Origin of the sequence: Nocardioides sp. Bht2 (assembly GCF_047308515.1) — a bacterium.
Taxonomy (GTDB): domain Bacteria; phylum Actinomycetota; class Actinomycetes; order Propionibacteriales; family Nocardioidaceae; genus Nocardioides.
In genome coordinates, this window is the sequence record NZ_JBLBWI010000002.1 from 212,159 (window position 1) to 227,740 (window position 15,582).

The 15,582-nt window shown below is 69.8% G+C and carries 14 protein-coding genes; 5 read left to right on the plus strand and 9 right to left on the minus strand.

What is annotated here, in order from left to right:
- The first annotated feature begins 18 nt into the window (after positions 1 to 18).
- Positions 19 to 2,325 carry an FdhF/YdeP family oxidoreductase gene (locus ACLM5J_RS06205; protein ID WP_413655198.1) on the plus strand — a complete coding sequence of 769 codons (2,307 nt, stop codon included), beginning with the start codon at positions 19 to 21 and terminating at the stop codon, positions 2,323 to 2,325.
- Here ACLM5J_RS06205 and fdhD read toward each other — a convergent pair.
- From fdhD to ACLM5J_RS06220, 3 genes are read right to left on the minus strand one after another with little or no spacing between them, the layout of a single operon-like run.
- Positions 2,303 to 3,136 (minus strand): formate dehydrogenase accessory sulfurtransferase FdhD, encoded by an 834-nt coding sequence (gene fdhD, locus ACLM5J_RS06210; RefSeq protein WP_413655199.1) that lies wholly within the window; start codon positions 3,134 to 3,136, stop codon positions 2,303 to 2,305. The two genes, ACLM5J_RS06205 and fdhD, sit on opposite strands and share 23 nt — an antisense overlap.
- A 39-nt stretch (positions 3,137 to 3,175) precedes the next feature.
- Positions 3,176 to 5,113 (minus strand): YhgE/Pip family protein, encoded by a 1,938-nt coding sequence (locus ACLM5J_RS06215; RefSeq protein ID WP_413655200.1) that lies wholly within the window; start codon positions 5,111 to 5,113, stop codon positions 3,176 to 3,178.
- Positions 5,110 to 5,790: a hypothetical protein gene (locus ACLM5J_RS06220; RefSeq protein WP_413655201.1), complete on the minus strand. Its 681-nt coding sequence runs from the start codon at positions 5,788 to 5,790 to the stop codon at positions 5,110 to 5,112. Before ACLM5J_RS06220 ends, ACLM5J_RS06215 begins: the two co-directional genes overlap by 4 nt.
- A 117-nt stretch (positions 5,791 to 5,907) precedes the next feature.
- Between ACLM5J_RS06220 and ACLM5J_RS06225 the strand changes: the two genes are divergently transcribed.
- Both ACLM5J_RS06225 and ACLM5J_RS06230 read left to right on the plus strand, forming a co-directional pair.
- Positions 5,908 to 6,540 carry a hypothetical protein gene (locus tag ACLM5J_RS06225; protein WP_413655202.1) on the plus strand — a complete coding sequence of 211 codons (633 nt, stop codon included), beginning with the start codon at positions 5,908 to 5,910 and terminating at the stop codon, positions 6,538 to 6,540.
- Between the two features lie 104 nt (positions 6,541 to 6,644).
- Positions 6,645 to 7,427: a 2-keto-4-pentenoate hydratase gene (locus ACLM5J_RS06230; RefSeq protein ID WP_413655203.1), complete on the plus strand. Its 783-nt coding sequence runs from the start codon at positions 6,645 to 6,647 to the stop codon at positions 7,425 to 7,427.
- 49 nt (positions 7,428 to 7,476) lie between these two features.
- Here ACLM5J_RS06230 and ACLM5J_RS06235 read toward each other — a convergent pair whose 3' ends face one another.
- A complete protein-coding gene (locus ACLM5J_RS06235; protein ID WP_413655204.1) occupies positions 7,477 to 7,821 on the minus strand; it encodes an ankyrin repeat domain-containing protein in 345 nt (114 codons plus the stop codon).
- Positions 7,822 to 8,071: 250 nt separating this feature from the next.
- Here ACLM5J_RS06235 and ACLM5J_RS06240 point away from each other — a divergent pair, with 250 nt between their 5' ends.
- Complete coding sequence (locus tag ACLM5J_RS06240; RefSeq protein WP_413655205.1) at positions 8,072 to 8,716, plus strand: NAD(P)H-binding protein; 645 nt, start codon at positions 8,072 to 8,074, stop codon at positions 8,714 to 8,716.
- Between the two features lie 6 nt (positions 8,717 to 8,722).
- On the opposite strand, the gene ACLM5J_RS06245 is transcribed toward ACLM5J_RS06240, so the two are convergent.
- Genes ACLM5J_RS06245 through ACLM5J_RS06255 form a run of 3 tightly spaced genes read right to left on the minus strand, consistent with a single transcriptional unit; the run spans position 8,723 to position 12,283 of the window.
- Positions 8,723 to 9,070, minus strand: coding sequence for a zinc ribbon domain-containing protein YjdM (locus ACLM5J_RS06245; RefSeq protein WP_413655206.1), 348 nt, complete (start codon positions 9,068 to 9,070; stop codon positions 8,723 to 8,725).
- A gap of 37 nt (positions 9,071 to 9,107) precedes the next feature.
- Positions 9,108 to 10,787: an FAD-dependent oxidoreductase gene (locus ACLM5J_RS06250; protein ID WP_413655207.1), complete on the minus strand. Its 1,680-nt coding sequence runs from the start codon at positions 10,785 to 10,787 to the stop codon at positions 9,108 to 9,110.
- Complete coding sequence (locus ACLM5J_RS06255; RefSeq protein WP_413655208.1) at positions 10,784 to 12,283, minus strand: flavin-containing monooxygenase; 1,500 nt, start codon at positions 12,281 to 12,283, stop codon at positions 10,784 to 10,786. The genes ACLM5J_RS06250 and ACLM5J_RS06255 overlap by 4 nt, the downstream gene beginning before the upstream one ends.
- A 70-nt stretch (positions 12,284 to 12,353) precedes the next feature.
- Here ACLM5J_RS06255 and ACLM5J_RS06260 point away from each other — a divergent pair, with 70 nt between their 5' ends.
- Positions 12,354 to 13,385: an AraC family transcriptional regulator gene (locus ACLM5J_RS06260; protein ID WP_413655209.1), complete on the plus strand. Its 1,032-nt coding sequence runs from the start codon at positions 12,354 to 12,356 to the stop codon at positions 13,383 to 13,385.
- 113 nt (positions 13,386 to 13,498) lie between these two features.
- On the opposite strand, the gene ACLM5J_RS06265 is transcribed toward ACLM5J_RS06260, so the two are convergent.
- Entirely contained in the window at positions 13,499 to 15,010 is a 1,512-nt protein-coding gene (locus ACLM5J_RS06265) for an FAD-dependent oxidoreductase (protein ID WP_413655210.1), read from the minus strand.
- A gap of 104 nt (positions 15,011 to 15,114) precedes the next feature.
- Positions 15,115 to 15,435 (minus strand): hypothetical protein, encoded by a 321-nt coding sequence (locus ACLM5J_RS06270; protein WP_413655211.1) that lies wholly within the window; start codon positions 15,433 to 15,435, stop codon positions 15,115 to 15,117.
- Positions 15,436 to 15,582 lie beyond the last annotated feature (147 nt).

Sequence of the window (15,582 nt, forward strand, 5' to 3'; positions counted from 1 at the left end):
AGCCACTAGGCTGGCGGGGTGACCCGTCGCGCTCCTGACAACGATTTCGACGACTCCGGACTGAAGGTCAGCCCACCGGCCGACCATGCAGCCGGACCAGCGGCTGTCGCTCACTCGATGAGTCAGCTGCACGATCAGATGGGCGTCGTGCGGGCTACCCGCACGATGCTCAAGATCAACCAGAAGAAGGGCTTCGACTGCCCTGGCTGCGCCTGGCCCGAGGCCGACGACCGGCACACAGCCGAGTTCTGTGAGAACGGCGCGAAGGCGGTCGCGGAAGAGGCGACCGAGCGGCGGATCACCACCGACTTCTTCGCTCGGCATTCGATCTCCGACCTGAACTGGCGCAGCGGCTACTGGTTGGGCCAGCAGGGCCGGCTCACCGAGCCGATGCTGCTGGAGAAGGACGCCGAGCACTACCGCCCGATCAGCTGGGCCGACGCCTTCGGACTGGTCGCCGAGGAGCTCGCTGCCCTCGACGGTCCTGATCAAGCGGCGTTCTACACCAGCGGGCGGACCAGCAACGAGGCCGCCTTCGCGTACCAGCTCTTCGCCCGGAAGTTGGGCACCAACAACCTGCCGGACTGCTCCAACATGTGCCACGAGAGCAGTGGCGTCGCGCTGACCGAGACGATCGGGATCGGCAAGGGCAGCGTCAGTCTCGACGACATCCACGACGCCGACCTGATCGTGGTCGCCGGGCAGAACCCCGGTACCAACCACCCACGGATGCTCTCGGCGCTGGAGAAGGCGAAGCAGGCGGGGGCCACCATCGTCTCGATCAACCCGTTGCCGGAGGCCGGGCTGATCCGTTTCCTCAACCCGCAGAAGCCGTCCGGTGTCCTCGGCCGCGGCACCACCCTGAGCGACCTCTTCCTGCAGATCCGGCTCAACGGCGATCTGGCGCTCTTCCAGGCGGCCGGCAAGCGGTTGCTCGAACGCGATGCGGCCGACCGGGCAGCGGGTGGCTCCGGCCTGCTGGACGATGGGTTCATCGCCGAGCACTGCCACGGTTTCGACGAGTACGCCGCCCACGTGGCGGAGTTGGACGACGAGACGGTCAGCGAGGCGACCGGCCTGAGCGTCGCCGAGATCGAGAGGTTCGTCGACCTGCTGGTCGCCTCCGAACGGACGGTGCTCTGCTGGGCGATGGGGCTCACTCAGCACCACAACTCCGTGCCCACCATCCGCGAAGCGGTCAATCTGCTGTTGCTGCGCGGCAACATGGGGCGCCCGGGCGCCGGGGTCTGCCCGGTGCGTGGCCACAGCAACGTCCAGGGCGACCGGACGATGGGCATCTACGAGAAGCCCTCGGCGGAGTTCCTCGACGCGCTCGGCGCCGAGTTCGACTTCGCGCCGCCGCGCGAGCACGGTTTCGACACCGTCGAGGCGATCCGAGCGATGCGGGACGGCGAGGTGAAGGTCTTCTTCGCCCTCGGCGGCAACTTCGTCGCGGCCACCCCGGACACCGAGGTGACCGAGGCGGCGATGCGCCAGTGCGCGTTGACGGTGCACGTCTCCACCAAACTCAACCGATCGCACGTGGTCCATGGCCAGCGGGCGTTGATCCTGCCCACCCTGGGACGGACCGAGATCGATCGCCGGGCCGGCGGCGACCAGTTCGTCTCCGTCGAGGATTCGATGAGCGCCGTCCACGCCTCGCGCGGTCACCTGAAGCCGGCCAGCGGTGACCTGCTCTCCGAGGTCGCGATCATCAGTGGGCTGGCCACCGCGGTGCTCGGCGACGGCGACGGGATGTGGGCCGGCTTCGCCGCCGACTACGACACCGTGCGGGATCGGATCTCCCGGGTGATCCCCGGCTTCGAGGAGTTCAACGCCAAGATCCGCCAGGAGAACGGCTTCATCCTGCCGCACGGCCCGCGCGATGAGCGGCGGTTCCCGACCCACACCGGCAAGGCGAACTTCACCGCCAACCGGATCGACGTGCTCCGGTTGCCCGAGGGACATCTGTTGCTGCAGACGGTCCGCTCGCACGACCAGTACAACACCACGATCTACGGTCTCGACGACCGTTACCGCGGCATCCACAAGGGCCGTCGGGTGGTCTTCGTCAACCCCGACGACCTGATCGAGCTCGGCATCGCGGACGGAGCCTTGGTCGACCTGGTCGGTCTGCCCGACCGGGACGGTGCCGAGCCTCGGCGCGCCGAGTCGTTCCGGGTGGTGGCCTACTCCACGGCGCGCGGCTGCATCGCCGCCTACTTCCCGGAGACCAACGTGCTGGTGCCGTTGGACTCCACCGCCACCGGTAGCAACACGCCGACCTCGAAGTCGGTCGTGGTCAGGCTGGAACCGCGCCGCTGACCCGCTCGGCCCCGGCATAGAGGTTGAGGCCCTCGTCGCGCACGAAACCGGCGAGGGTCATCCCTGCCTCCTGCGCAAGGTCGACGGCGAGTGAGGACGGCGCGGAGACCGCCGAGAAGACCGGCACACCGGCCAACCAGGCCTTCTGCACCAGCTCGAACGAGATCCGGCCACTGACCTGCAACACCAGGCCACGGGCCGGAACCCGGCCCTGGGTCAGTGCCCAGCCGATCACCTTGTCCACCGCGTTGTGCCGCCCGACGTCCTCGCGGACCACGAGCAGTTCGCCGGCCGCGGTGAAGAGGGCGGCTGCGTGCAGGCCGCCGGTCCGCTCGAAGACGGCCTGACCGGCGCGGAGCCGTTCGGGCAGTTCGAGCAGGGTCCCCAGAGCGATCTGGGCGGGGTCGTCGGCGAGCGACCAGCGCGCCTGCATCCGCACCTCGTCGAGGCTCTCGCGCCCGCAGATGCCGCAGGCACTGGTCACCAGGTTGCGCCGGGCCGCGACCAGGTCGCTGGCGGCGGCCGCCTCCGGGTGCAGGGTGACGTCGACGATGTTCTGCTGGGGATCGGGGCTGCCGTCGTCGCAGTAGCGCATCTGGACGACGTCGTCGGGGCCGGAGATCACACCCTCAGCCAGTAGGAAGCCGGCCGCGAGCTCGAAGTCGTCGCCCGGGGTCCGCATGGTGATCGCCCGGGCGGCACCGTCGACCCGGATCTCCAGCGGCTCCTCGACGGCCAACGCGTCGGGGCGCTGGACGACACGACCGGCGCGAACCCGCAGCACACTGCGGCGCTGTGAACGAAGACCCATGACACCATCCAAGCACTGTCGCACCCGGCGGGCGCATCGTCAGAGCACCAGCTCGGGCTTCACCCGCTTCGGTGTCCAGACCCGCTGCTTGCGCGCCACCCGCGAGGTGACGAAGAGCGCGAGCATGAGCCAGACGCCGAGCACCGCGACGTCGGTCAGCACGCGGGCCTCCAGGCCGCCGTAGAGCAGTTGGCGCAACCCGTCGACGGCGTAGCTCATCGGCAGCAGATGGTGCAGCACGTAGAGCGGTTGCGGGATCGTCTGCCACGGGAAGGTGCCTCCGGCGGTGACCAGTTGCAGGACCATCAGCACCAGCCCCAGGAACTGTCCCGGCGTACCCCACAAGGCGTTGAGCGCGTGGATGATCGCGACGAAGCAGCCGGTGATCAGGATCAGGAAGAGCCAGGTACCGAGTACGTTCGCAGGTTCGATCCCCAACGCCAGCCCCACGATCGCCAGCATGGTGGTCACCTGGGCGACGCCGATCAGGGCCGGAGTGAACCAGCCGCCGAGCGCGATCCGGACCGGGGTCTGGTTCGCGGCGAGCGCACGGTTGGAGAGCGGGCGGACCAACAGGAACAGCACATAGCCACCGATCCAGGTGGCGAGTGCCATGAAGAACGGGGCCAGACCGGCGCCGTAGGAGCCGGCCTCGGTCTGTGCCTGGGAGCGGACGTCGACCGGGTTGCCGATCGCATCCGCGATCGCGGCCCGCTGCTCGGCGTCCATCGCCGGCACCTGCTCCGCGCCGTCGGCGAGACCCTTGCGGAGGTCGCCGGCCCCTTTGGTGAGCTGCTTCAGGCCGGCGTTCAACTCGGTGGCACCCGCGGAGAGCCTGGTGGCACCGGTCTCCAGCTTCGACGCGCCGTCGGCGAGTCTCTGGCTCCCGCCGGCGGCCTGCCGCACGCCACTCACCAACGCCGGGGTCGCGGCGGCGAGCTGATCGGCGCCGTCCGCCACCTTGTCGGCGCCGCGAGCCAGCGTGTTCAGCTTGGCGCTGACCTTGCCGGCTTCCCGGTCGGCGGCCCGGATCGGTTCGCCGAGCCGGTCGTAGATCGCCAGCAGGGAACGCTTCTGCTCCGCGGTCAGACCCTGCTCGTCCATCAGCGCGGAGAGATCGTTGCGGCCGTCGCGGTAGCCCTCGGTGACCCGATCGGCAGCACCGGCGACCCGGGTGCCGACGTCCGCGATCTGCTGGTCGGCGTCGGCGACCTGCCGGGCGCCGCGGGCGAGTTCAGCGGTCTTGGCCGGCAAGGGGCTGACCTTGGTCACGATCGTCTCCAGGCCGGTGTTGAGCTCGTCGGCACCCGCGGAGAGGTCGCCGGCACCCGTGCTCAGCTGTCCGGCGCCGTCACGCAGCGTCTTGCTGCCCTGCTGGGCGGTAGCCAGACCGTCGTGGAGCTTCTTGGCGCCCTTGGCGCCGTCGAGGAGGCCCTTGCGGACGTCGGCCAGACCGACCAGGAAGGTCTGGCTCGCCTCCAACGAGACCTCGCTGGCGACGGCGTCGCGCACCTTGTCCACCACGGTGTTGGCGATGGTGGTGGAGAGGTAGGAGTTGGCGTCGTTGGTGATCAGCCTGATCCGGGCTTGGCGCGGGTCGACGGTACCGACGCTGCTGAGGGAGCGGGAGAAGTCGCGCCCGATCACCAGCGCGAAGTCGAACCAGCCCTCCTCGACGCCCTGCTCCGCCTCCTGCTGGCTGACCTCCGACCAGTCGAACGAGTTGCTGCTCAACAGGTTGTCGGCGACCTTGCGGCCCGCCTCCATCGGCTGGCCGTCGGTCCCGGTGGCGCCGGTGTCGGCGACCACCAGCGCCGCCGGCACCTGGTTGAGCCGGGCGTAGGGGTCGTGGTTGGCGTAGAGGTAGAGCCCGGCATAGAGCGAGGGCACCAGGATCATGGCGATCACCGCGAGCCGGGGCAGTCGCCCGGCGGTGATCCGGCGGAGTTCGGTCCAGGCGATACGCAGCGAGTTCATCGGAGCTCCTCCTCGGCGCCGATCGGCGTCACGGTGACATGGCCCGGCATCGGGACCGCTCGGGACGCGGTGATGACGACCCCGAAGCCGGCCTTGGTGAACGGCCGTACGGCGTCGATGAGTTCGTCGGCCTTGAGACCGTGGCGCTCGGGGTAGGTGAGCACCAGGTGGGTGACGCCGCGCCGACGGCTGGCCAGGTGACACATCAGCCGCAGCCGGGGCAGTGCCGCCACCTCGCCCCAGGACAGCTCCGTCGCCTCGCCGAGCCCGAACTCGGCGGCCACCGGTTGGACCTTGGATCGACCGGCGGGGAGGCCGGCCATCGCGAGCTCCTCGCCGATGATCGTGTGCAGGGGTACGCCCTCGTCCGGCTCGGTGACCCCGGGGACGTCGATCAACGCGACCGAACGTTGCAGCCGGGCCCGGTCCTGGCTCTCGCCCAGGGTTACCTGCCCGCTGCTCAGGTTGAGCCGGCCCGCCAACGCCAACGCCAACGCCGTATGGCCCGAGCCAGGGCGGCCGACCGCCACCACCAACTCGCCGCTGGTACAGGCCAGGGTGGTGCGGGGGAGCAGGACCCGGTGTGGTTGCTGCAGCTCGACGTCGTCGGCGTACAGGGTCACCGTTGCCGGCTCGGAGACGGTTTCCGCGGTCTTGGCGTCACTCTCGTCGGTCACGGTGAAGAATCTACGCAGCGGAGGTGGGGCGCGGGAACCGGATGTGATGCCGGAGCGTCCCATCTGAGAGTGCCGGCTCCGGATGGCCCGGCAGTGGTGGTGAAGGAAGGTGCGTCGATGAGGCGAACGTTCGCAGGACTGTTGGTGGCGTTGTTGAGCGGGCTGGTGATCCCGTTGAGCCTGGGGCAGGCGCCCGCGCATGCCTGTTCCTGCGCGATGTTCTCGCTGACGGACCAGGCGAACTCTGCGGACCTGGTCTTCGTCGGCACGGCGGATGCCGCCACCGTCAAGAAGCCGGAGGGGCGCTCGGTCGCGCCGATCACCTTCACCGCAACGGTCGACGAGGTCTACGCCGGCGAGGTGGGCAGCACCGTGGAACTGCAGACCTCCACCCAGTCGGCGGCCTGTGGGCTCGGCCAGGTGCCGAGCGGCACTCTGATCTGGTTCCTCTACCTCGACGACGGCACTCGGTCGGCGGGCCCGTACAACGTCGGCCTCTGCTCGGCGCCGGTGCCCGCGGACGCCGCCAACCGGGCGGAGGTGGCGCAGGTGTTGGGCGCGGCGACGCCGGTGCGGACGGTGGCGGGGGAGAAACCCGCGGAGCCGAACCCCGGCTCGACCGATTCGGAGCGCAGCGCGACCGAGGAGAAGACCGACTCCGATGCGACCCTCTGGTGGGTCGTGGGGGCCGGACTCCTGGCGCTGGCGGTCGCAGGTGCGACCTGGCGGCTGCGCAGCAGACGCGCCTAGCGCCGCGTGTCGGAACCTGGCGCGCGGCGAGGCCGCCGAAGCGGAGTTCCGGTGAGCGGACCCCCGCAGTTCGCCCCTGGCTCGTTATCGGACAGCATGGCCCCATGACGAGCAACATCGATGCCGCCGCCGAGCGGCTGATCCAGGCGATCACCACCACCACTCCGTGCGCGCCGGTTCGTGACCTGATCGGTGAGAACGACATCGACGCCGCCTACCAGGTCCAGGAGCGGCTGATCGCTGCCCGGGTCGAGGCCGGTGGCGTGATCGTGGGCCGCAAGATCGGCGCCACCTCCAAGGCCGTGCAGGAGCAGCTCGGCGTCGACCAGCCCGACTTCGGTGTGCTGTTGGCCGACATGGAGTACACCGAGGACCAGGTCGTGCCGATGTCGCGCCTGCTCCAGCCCAAGGTCGAAGCCGAGGTCGCCTTCGTGCTCGGCAAGGACCTCGCCGAAGGTCCGCTCGACATCGCCCAGGTCCGTGACGCGATCGACTACGCCGTCGCCGCCCTGGAGATCGTCGACTCGCGGATCGAGAACTGGAACATCTCCTTCGGCGACACCGTCGCCGACAACGCCTCCAGCGGTCTGTACGTGCTCGGCACCGAGCGCAAGACCCTCGACGAGTTCGAGCCGGTCGAGGTCGAGATGTCGATGACGATCGATGGCGTCGAGGTCTCCACCGGCAACGGTGCCGCCTGCCTCGGCGACCCGCTCAACGCCGTTGCCTGGTTGGCCAAGTACGCCCGCGACTTCGGCGTGCCGCTCCGTGCCGGCCAGGTGCTGCTCTCGGGTGCCCTGGGCCCGATGCGCCCGGTCGAGCCGGGCCAGGTCGTCACCGCCACCATCAGCACCTTGGGCTCGGCGACCGCCACCTTCTCCTCCTGATCGTCAGCGGTGGTGACACCGCAGTCGATCGGTCCAGCACACGCCTCGCCTAGAACCGGGGCGTGTGCTGGTGTGGTCCCTCGGCAGGTGGCTCCGGCTGCGCGGCCCCCAACTCGCGAAGGCGCGCGACGACCTGCTCCTGGTCCATCGCTTCGGCGGCCTCCAGCGGATTCATCTCGTCGAGAGGAGAGGGCTGGTTGGGGTCGGCGCCGTGCTCCAGCAGCAACATCGCGATCTCGGCATGATCCTCGAGGATCGCGGTGACCAGCGGGGTGCACTGGTACTCCGGATGGATGTAGCTCACGTCGACGCCGACCACGGCATAGAACTCGACGAGGTCGTAGTCGCCACTGTCGATGGCGTCCATCAACGCCTTCCAGTCACCTGCTGACATGGCGTTGCTCCCTTCTGGCGGGCAGCCGATGCGCGTAGAGACAGCATGCCACCGCGATCGGCCGGCGGACGAGACAAAACGCGCGACGAGAATCGCCCTTAACGCAACCCGGACAGTCGCGGATAGTTCTGCTGGTTGGGGGTTGACACTCCTGAAGCGGCTGACAATCGGCCTAGAACTAGGGCATCTGAGCAAAATCCCCTCAGCGGACTAGACCGCCAAGGGGCACTTTCTTCGCTAGCGTGGGCCCATGTCGCGAATCGCAGTGATCGGGGGCCACGGCAAGGTGGCTCTTCAGCTGACCCGTCTGCTGGCGGAAGAGGGCCATCAGGTCTCCTCCTTCTTCCGCAACCCGGCGCACATCGACGACGTCGTCGAAACCGGTGCCGAACCTGTGGTCGCGGATTTCGAGGAGCTGGACACGGCGGCGATCGCGGACCTGCTCAAGGGGCACCACGGGGTGGTCTGGACGGCGGGAGCCGGCGGCGGCGACCCGGCGCGGACCTACGCCGTCGACCAGGACGCCGCGATCCGAACCATCGACGCCGCTGAGATCGACGGCATCAAACGGTTCGTGATGGTCAGCTACTACGGGGCTGGGCGGCAGCACGGGGTCGCACCTGACGACTCCTTCTACGCCTACGCGGAGGCGAAGGCCGCAGCTGACGAGCATCTACGCTCCAGTTCGCTGGAGTGGACGGTGCTCGGGCCGAGCCGGCTGACCCTGGACCCGCCGACCGGACTGATCGAGACCGGGCCCGGCGTCGTCAAGGGTGCGGTGGGCCGCGCCGACGTCGCCGCCGTCGTGGCGCAGGTACTCCATCAGCCGTCCACCCATTACCGCACCATCGAGTTCAACAACGGCGCGACTCCGATCGCCGACGCGATCGGCTGAGCGGGGTCAGGCCTTCTTGACCACGCTGGACTTCAGCTGGAGCGGGCCGAACCCGTCGACCTTGCCGTCGATGTCGTGGTCGCCGACGCCGTCGACCAACCGGATGCCCTTGACCCGGGTGCCGACCTTGATCGTGCCCGCGGCGCCCTTGATCTTGAGGTCCTTGACGATGGTCACCGTGTCGCCGTCGGCGAGCACATTGCCCACCGCATCCCGGATCAGTGCGGCGTCCGCCGCTGCCGCTGCTTCGGAGGGCGACCACTCGTGGGCGCACTCGGGGCAGACCAGGAGTTCGCCCATCTCGTAGGTGTAGGCACTGGCGCAGCTGGGGCAGGGCGGAAGTTCAGCGGTCACCCCCGGATTCTACGGCCGACGACTCGGGGAGGGAGCCTCAGATCGGCGAGATCGGGAGTCGGTAGGCCGCGGGCGCCAACGGCGGCACGGCCGGGCTCCGCGGAGCGACCGGTGCCACCCGCCGGTAGCCGGTGCCCACGGGTGGGCGGGGGTCGGCGTCACCTTTGTTCGGCCAGAGCGCGACCGCACGTTCGGCCATCGCGGTGATGGTCAGCGACGGGTTGACGCCGAGGTTGGCGGCGACCGTGGATCCATCGATCACATGGAGGCCCGGATAGCCGTGTAGGCGGTGGTAGGGATCGACCACGCCGTCGTCGGGGGAGAGCCCGATCGGACATCCTCCGATGAAGTGCCCCGTCAACGGGATGTTGGCCAGGTCTGCCCAGGTGCCGCCGGGGATCCCATCGATGCTCGCGCCCACCTGGCGCGCCGCCTCGTGGGCGTTCGGCAGCCAGACCGGGTTCGGCTCGCCGATGCCTTGGCGGCTGCTGAGCCGCCGGCCCCACGGCCGTCGCACGGTGCTGGTGGTCAGCGAGTTGTCGGCGCTCTGCATCACCAGCAGCACGATGGACTGTTTCGACCAGTTCTTCGGGTTGTGCAGCCGGGGCAGGTCGCGGCGGTTGGCCCACATCTGCTTGAGCCCGAGCAGCAGCCGGTTCCTGCCCGGTTCGGCGTCGGTCAGGATCGCCTGCAACAGGCCCAGCGCGTTGCTGCCGCGGCCGTAGCGGACCGGTTCCAGGTGGGTCACGTCGTCGAGGTGGATCGAGGAGGTGATCGCCACCCCGCGGGTGAAGTCGACGTCGTCCCGCCGCGAACGGACCGAGAGGATCGACTCGGAGTTGGTCCGGGAAAGCTCGCCGAGCCGTGGTGAGATCGAGGGCAGGCTGCCGCGGTCACGGAGTCGGTGCAGCAGGCGTTGGGTGCCCAAGGCGGCGGCGGAGAAGATCACCTGATCGGCGGTGAAGGTGGTCCGCCTGATCCCGCCGGTGCGCCGCACGCTGACCGTGTAGCCGCCGCCGGAGCGGAGGCGGACGTCGGTCACCGTGCTCTCGGCGTGCACCTGGGCACCGGCCCGTTCCGCGAGATACAGGTAGTTCTTCACCAAAGTGTTCTTCGCCCCGTGACGGCACCCGGTCATGCACTCACCGCAGTCGGTACAGGTCGACCGGGCCGGGCCTGCGCCACCGAAGAACGGGTCCGCGACCTGATCGCCGGGCCGTTCGCCGAAGAGCACGCCGACCTCGGTCGGGTGGTAGCTCTCGGCGACCCCCATCCGGGCGGCCACCTCCTGCATCACCTCGTCGGACGGCGAGGTCCGTGGGTAGGTGGTGGCGCCGAGCATCCGCTTGGCCTGGTCGTAGGCCGGGGCGAGCTCGTCGGCCCAGTCGGTGATGTGCGCCCAGTGCGGATCGGCGTAGAAGGCGGCGCTGGGCTCGTAGAGCGTGTTGGCGTAGACCAGCGAGCCACCGCCGACCCCTGCGCCGGAGAGGATCAGCACATCTTTGAGCAGGGTGGTGCGGAGAATCCCCTTGCAGCCAAGGGCGGGCGCCCACAGGTAGTCGCGCGCCTTCCAGGAACTGGTGGGCAGTTCGTCGTCCGCGAAGCGGCGCCCGGCCTCCAGCACGCCGACGCGGTACCCCTTCTCGGTCAACCGCAGCGCGGAGACCGAACCGCCGAACCCGGAGCCGATGATCAGCACGTCGTAGTGGTTGCTCATGCTGACGCGTTCTCCTTCTCCTGGTGCCCGAAGACCCGTGACTCGGTGTACTCGGTGACGTCGAAGTGCCGCGTCCGGCGTTGGTACTCGGCGACCGTGCCGGGCCAGTTGTTGATGATCCGGCCGCCCTCGTTCCGGTACCAGCTCGCGCAGTTGTTCCAGACCGAGTCGCCCAACCGACGCTGCATCTCCGCGTCGTAGGCGACGCCCACCGCACCGCGGAGCTCCAGGGCGCCGCGCTCGCCGTCACGTCGGTGGGTCGCGAGGCGTTGCACGGCCTGGGTGATGTAGCCGGCCTGCGCCTCCATCATCGACACTATGCTGCCGCCGCCGAGGTTGGTGTTGGGGCCGTAGACCCAGAACAGGTTGGGGAATCCGGCCACGCTCACCCCCAGATGTGCGAAGGCGCCGTTGGCCCAGACCTCGCTCAGGGTCGCCTCGGTGCCGCGGATCTCCAGCTCGCCGAGGAAGTCGGTGGCGGCGAACCCGGTGCCCCAGATGACGACGTCGACCGGGTGCAGGGTGCCGTCACCGGTGCGGACGCCGTCCGGTTCGACGGCGGTGATCGGATCGGTGACCACCGCGACGTGGTCGCGGTTGATCGCCGGGTACCAGCTGTTGGCGAAGAGCAACCGCTTGCAGCCCAGCGGATAGTCCGGGACCAGCTTGGCGCGCTTGGCCGGGTCCTTCACGGTGAGGCGAAGGTGCGCGCGCCAGACCTGCTTGAGGATCCGGGGCAGGAAGCCGCCTTTCTCCATCGCGGAGTTGAGCTGCTCCGAGAGCACCCAGGTCAGCTTGCGGCCGAAGGCCTGGCTGCTCGGGACGAGCCTGAAGACGGTGTGGTGCAGTTTGGTGTAGGCGCGGTCCGGCTTCGGCACCACGTAAGGCGCCGAACGTTGGAAGACCGTCAGGGCGGCGACGTCGTCGACGATCGCCGGGACGAACTGGATCGCCGAGGCCCCGGTGCCGATCACCGCGACCCGCTTGCCCTTCAACTCCACGTCGTGCCGCCAGCCGGCGGAGTGGAAGGTGGGGCCGGCGAAGGTGTCGGCGCCGTCGATCGCCGGGATCACCGGGTCGGAGAGCTGGCCCGTCGCCGGGACCAGGACATCGGCGGTGTATTCGCGGCCGGCGTCGGTGACCACCCGCCACCGGTGGTCGGTGGCGTCCCAACGGGCCGAGACCACCCGCTGCCGGGTGTGGATCTTGGTGCGGAGCCCGAGCCGGTCGACCTGGTCCTGCAGGTAGCCCAGGATGTCGGGCTGGGTGCCGTAGCGCCTACCCCAGTCGGGCTTGGCGGCGAACGACCAGGAGTAGAGGGAGGACGGGACGTCGCAGGCCGCGCCCGGGTAGGTGTTGTCCCGCCACACGCCGCCGGGGCCCTCGCCGCGGTCGAGCAGGGTGACGTCGTGGAAGCCGGCGTGGGCCAGCGAGGCGGCGACCCCGACACCGCCGAGACCGGCGCCGATGATGAGGACCGAAGGCTGGGTGGACATGTCGGCAGCGTAGGGATCGGGTTGGGCCAAGGGGCAGACAACGGCGGACATCTGATCCACAATTTCGGACATGTCCGGCCTCGACCTCGAACGCCCCGCGGCCCTCTCCTGGGATTTCGCCCGCGACGCGGCGGCCGTGGCCCTGCTCCTCGACGCCGGCCAGGAGTGGGGACTGGACGCTCCGCAGTTGCTCGCCGGGACCGCCCTGACGGCCGACGAGCTGGCGACCGGCGACCGGTTGGTGACCGCCCGCCAGGAGCTGCGGGTGGTCCGCAACCTGCGTGCGGCCCGCCCCGACCTGCGCGGGGTGGAGCTCGGGGCCCGGTACCGCGCGGAGAGCTTCGGGGTGCTCGGCTTCGCGCTGCTCTCCAGCGCGACGGTGGCGGAGGCGGCCAACCTGGCTTTGCGATTCATCGACCTGAGCTTCAGCTTCGCGATCCCCGACGCGCGGATCGAGGGGGAGACGGTGGTGGTCGAGTTCGACGACTCGGCGCTGCCTGCCGATGTCCGGCAGTTCCTCGCCGAACGGGATCTGACCGCCGTCTGGCGGGTGCTGGACCAGCTGCGCCCCGGCGGGTTTCCAGCTACCGCGGTGGAACTGACCGGGCCCCGGCCGGCGGACCCGCGGCGCTACCGCGAACTGTTCGGCACCGAGCCTGTCTTCGACGCGACGGTCGACCGGCTCACCTTCACCGCCTCGCTGTTGAACACCCGGCTACCCACCGGCGGTGGCGCCGCGCACACCATGTCGGAGGCGATGTGTGCGGAACTGGTCTCGCGCCGCCGTCAACGCAGCGGGATCGCCCAGGAGGTCCGGGTGCTGATCGCGCAGCGGCTGGTCGCTGGCGCGCCGATGGCGGAGGTCTGCGCCGCGCTGGGCCTGGGGGAGCGGAGCCTGCGTCGCCGGCTCGCCGCCGAGGGCACCAGCTACCAGGGCCTGCTCGACGAGGTCCGCGAGACCCTGGCCGTGCAGCTCCTCGATACCGGCCTGCTCAGTGTCGACGACGTCGCACTCCGGCTCGGCTACGCCGAGGCGTCCAGCTTCATCGTCGCCTTCAAGCGCTGGCGCGGAACCACCCCCACCCGCCCGAACAGGCAGTAGTACGCGCCGAACCGGCAGTAGTACGCGCCGAACCGTCAGTAGTACGCGCGCCGAGCCGCTAGGTGGTGTCTGGCTCCTCACTACTGGGAGTCAGACACCACCTAGGCGTGCTCTCAGGAAGCGAGGATGTCGCGGACGGCGAGCGAGCCGAAGACCATCGCCGAACCGAGCGGGGCGCCGGGGCCCGGGTAATAGGCACCGAAGAGCGAAGCGGTGGCGTTGGCGGTGGCGTAGAGCCCATCGATCACCGAGCCGTCCTCGCGCAGGGCGCGGGCCGCGGCGTCGGTAACGACACCGCCCTTGGTGCCGAGGTCGGAGAGGACGAAACGCGCGGCGTAGAACGGTGCCACGGCGACCGGGTTCAACGCCTTGTTGGCGCCGGGACCGAACGAGAAGAACGTGTCGTACTCGTCGGCGCCGCGGCCGAATTCCTCGTCGACGCCGGTCTCGCAGAACTCGTTGAACCGCTTCACCGACGCCGGCAGGTTCGCCAGCCCGAGCTTCTCCGCCAACTCCTCCAGCGAGTCGGCCTTGACCCAGGTGCCGGCGGCGAGGTGTGCCTCGGGGTCACCCTCCGGCATGGCGATCGCAGGCAGCCGGCCGCCCTCGGCGTTGTCGAAGACGAACCAGGACGGGATCCGCTTGGGGTCTGCGGCCATCTCCCGGCCGAAACGGTCGTAGGGCAGGCACTCGTTGGCGTACCGGTCGCCGTCGGAGTTCAGCATCACGCCGCTGCGGAAGCCAAGGGTGAAGGTGCCGGAGCCGTCGGGCTGAGCCAGGCCGGGGCAGAACCAGCCTTCGTTGAGTAGGGCGGTGGCGGCGCCGACGGCGGCTGCGGCGTCGATCGGCTCGCCCTGGTTGGTGCCCCGCGGGGCCATCGTCCAGGTCGCGGAGCCAGCGACACCGCGGGCGTCGCGCCGCTCCTGCGAACCCTCGTAGCCGCCGCTGGCCAGGATCACGCCACGGCGTGCGGTCACGGTGACCGCGCCGGCCTCGGTCTGGGCCACGATGCCGCTGACCCGGTCGCCGTCGCGGGTGAGTTCGGTCATCGTGTGGCCGGTAAGCACGGTGCCGCCGTCGCGGACGAAGGCGGCGAGCAGGCGGCCGATCAGTGCCTGGCCGCCGGAGAGGGTGCGGCGGCCGCCCTGGCCTTCGCGGTCCCGTTCCACCGGCGGGCGGAGCAGAGCGTCGACCTGCTCGGGGAGGTCGGCGCGGAGGATGTTCGAGGGCTGGATCGAGCGGCCGCCGGAGACTCGGCCGGGGCGGTCGTAGTACTCGGGGAACGGGGTGAACTCGAAGTCGAGGAACTCGTCCTCCTCAAGCTCAGCGACCAGACGCGGCGACTCGGCCAGGAAGGCTTCGACCTTCTCGGTGTCGGGGTTGTCGAGGAGCGCGCCGAGATAGGTGCGCGCGGAGTCGGTGGAGTCGGCGATGCCGAGGCGGGTCTGGACCTGGGTGCCGGGCAGCCAGCAGGCGCCACCGGAGTAGGCCGAGGTGCCGCCGACCTTGTCGGTGCGTTCCACCACGACGGTCGACAGTCCGTGCTTGGCCGCGAGATGTGCGGCGGCGAGAGCGCCTCCGCCGGAGCCGACCACTACGACGTCGAAGACCTGCTCGTTACCCACCTGTGCTCCTTCGGTCCGGTTGTGTGCCGCGCCACACGCTAGGCCCGGAAGGCGTCGGTCCGCTGCCGAGATCCCACTTCGTGGCATGTCGGTGCGCGGCGACGTCAGGCGTCGGGGTCCGTCTCCTGCGCGATTCGGCGCTCGTGCAGACGTTGCTGGGCCTCCGGGAGATAGGCCAGGCAGGGCGCCTCGGCGTCGGGGTGCTTCTCGTGCAGGTGGAAGATCCAGCGGTCCATCGCGGCCATGTATCCGTTGTCGGCGCCGTTGCGGTAGGTGGACCAGTAGCCCCGGTCGGGCACGTTGCAGCGCACGCAGTTGATCTTGTAGACGAACGCGTCGTCGGCGCCGAAGCTGATCGCCACTCGGGCCAGTGGGCCGGCGGCGACGGCGGCCTTCCGTTCTCGTGCTGCGCGACTCGCAACCATGGTGAATCCCCTGTCTGTTAGGCGCTCAGAGCCTACGTCGGCCGCTTCGCGCCCCCTGCCCCCGAGGGCGCACAGATAGCTCCCGAGGGCGGGGTGGGCGATGGGAATTCTGCGGAATCGCTTGCCAAGCCGCGCCCTTGCCGCTTC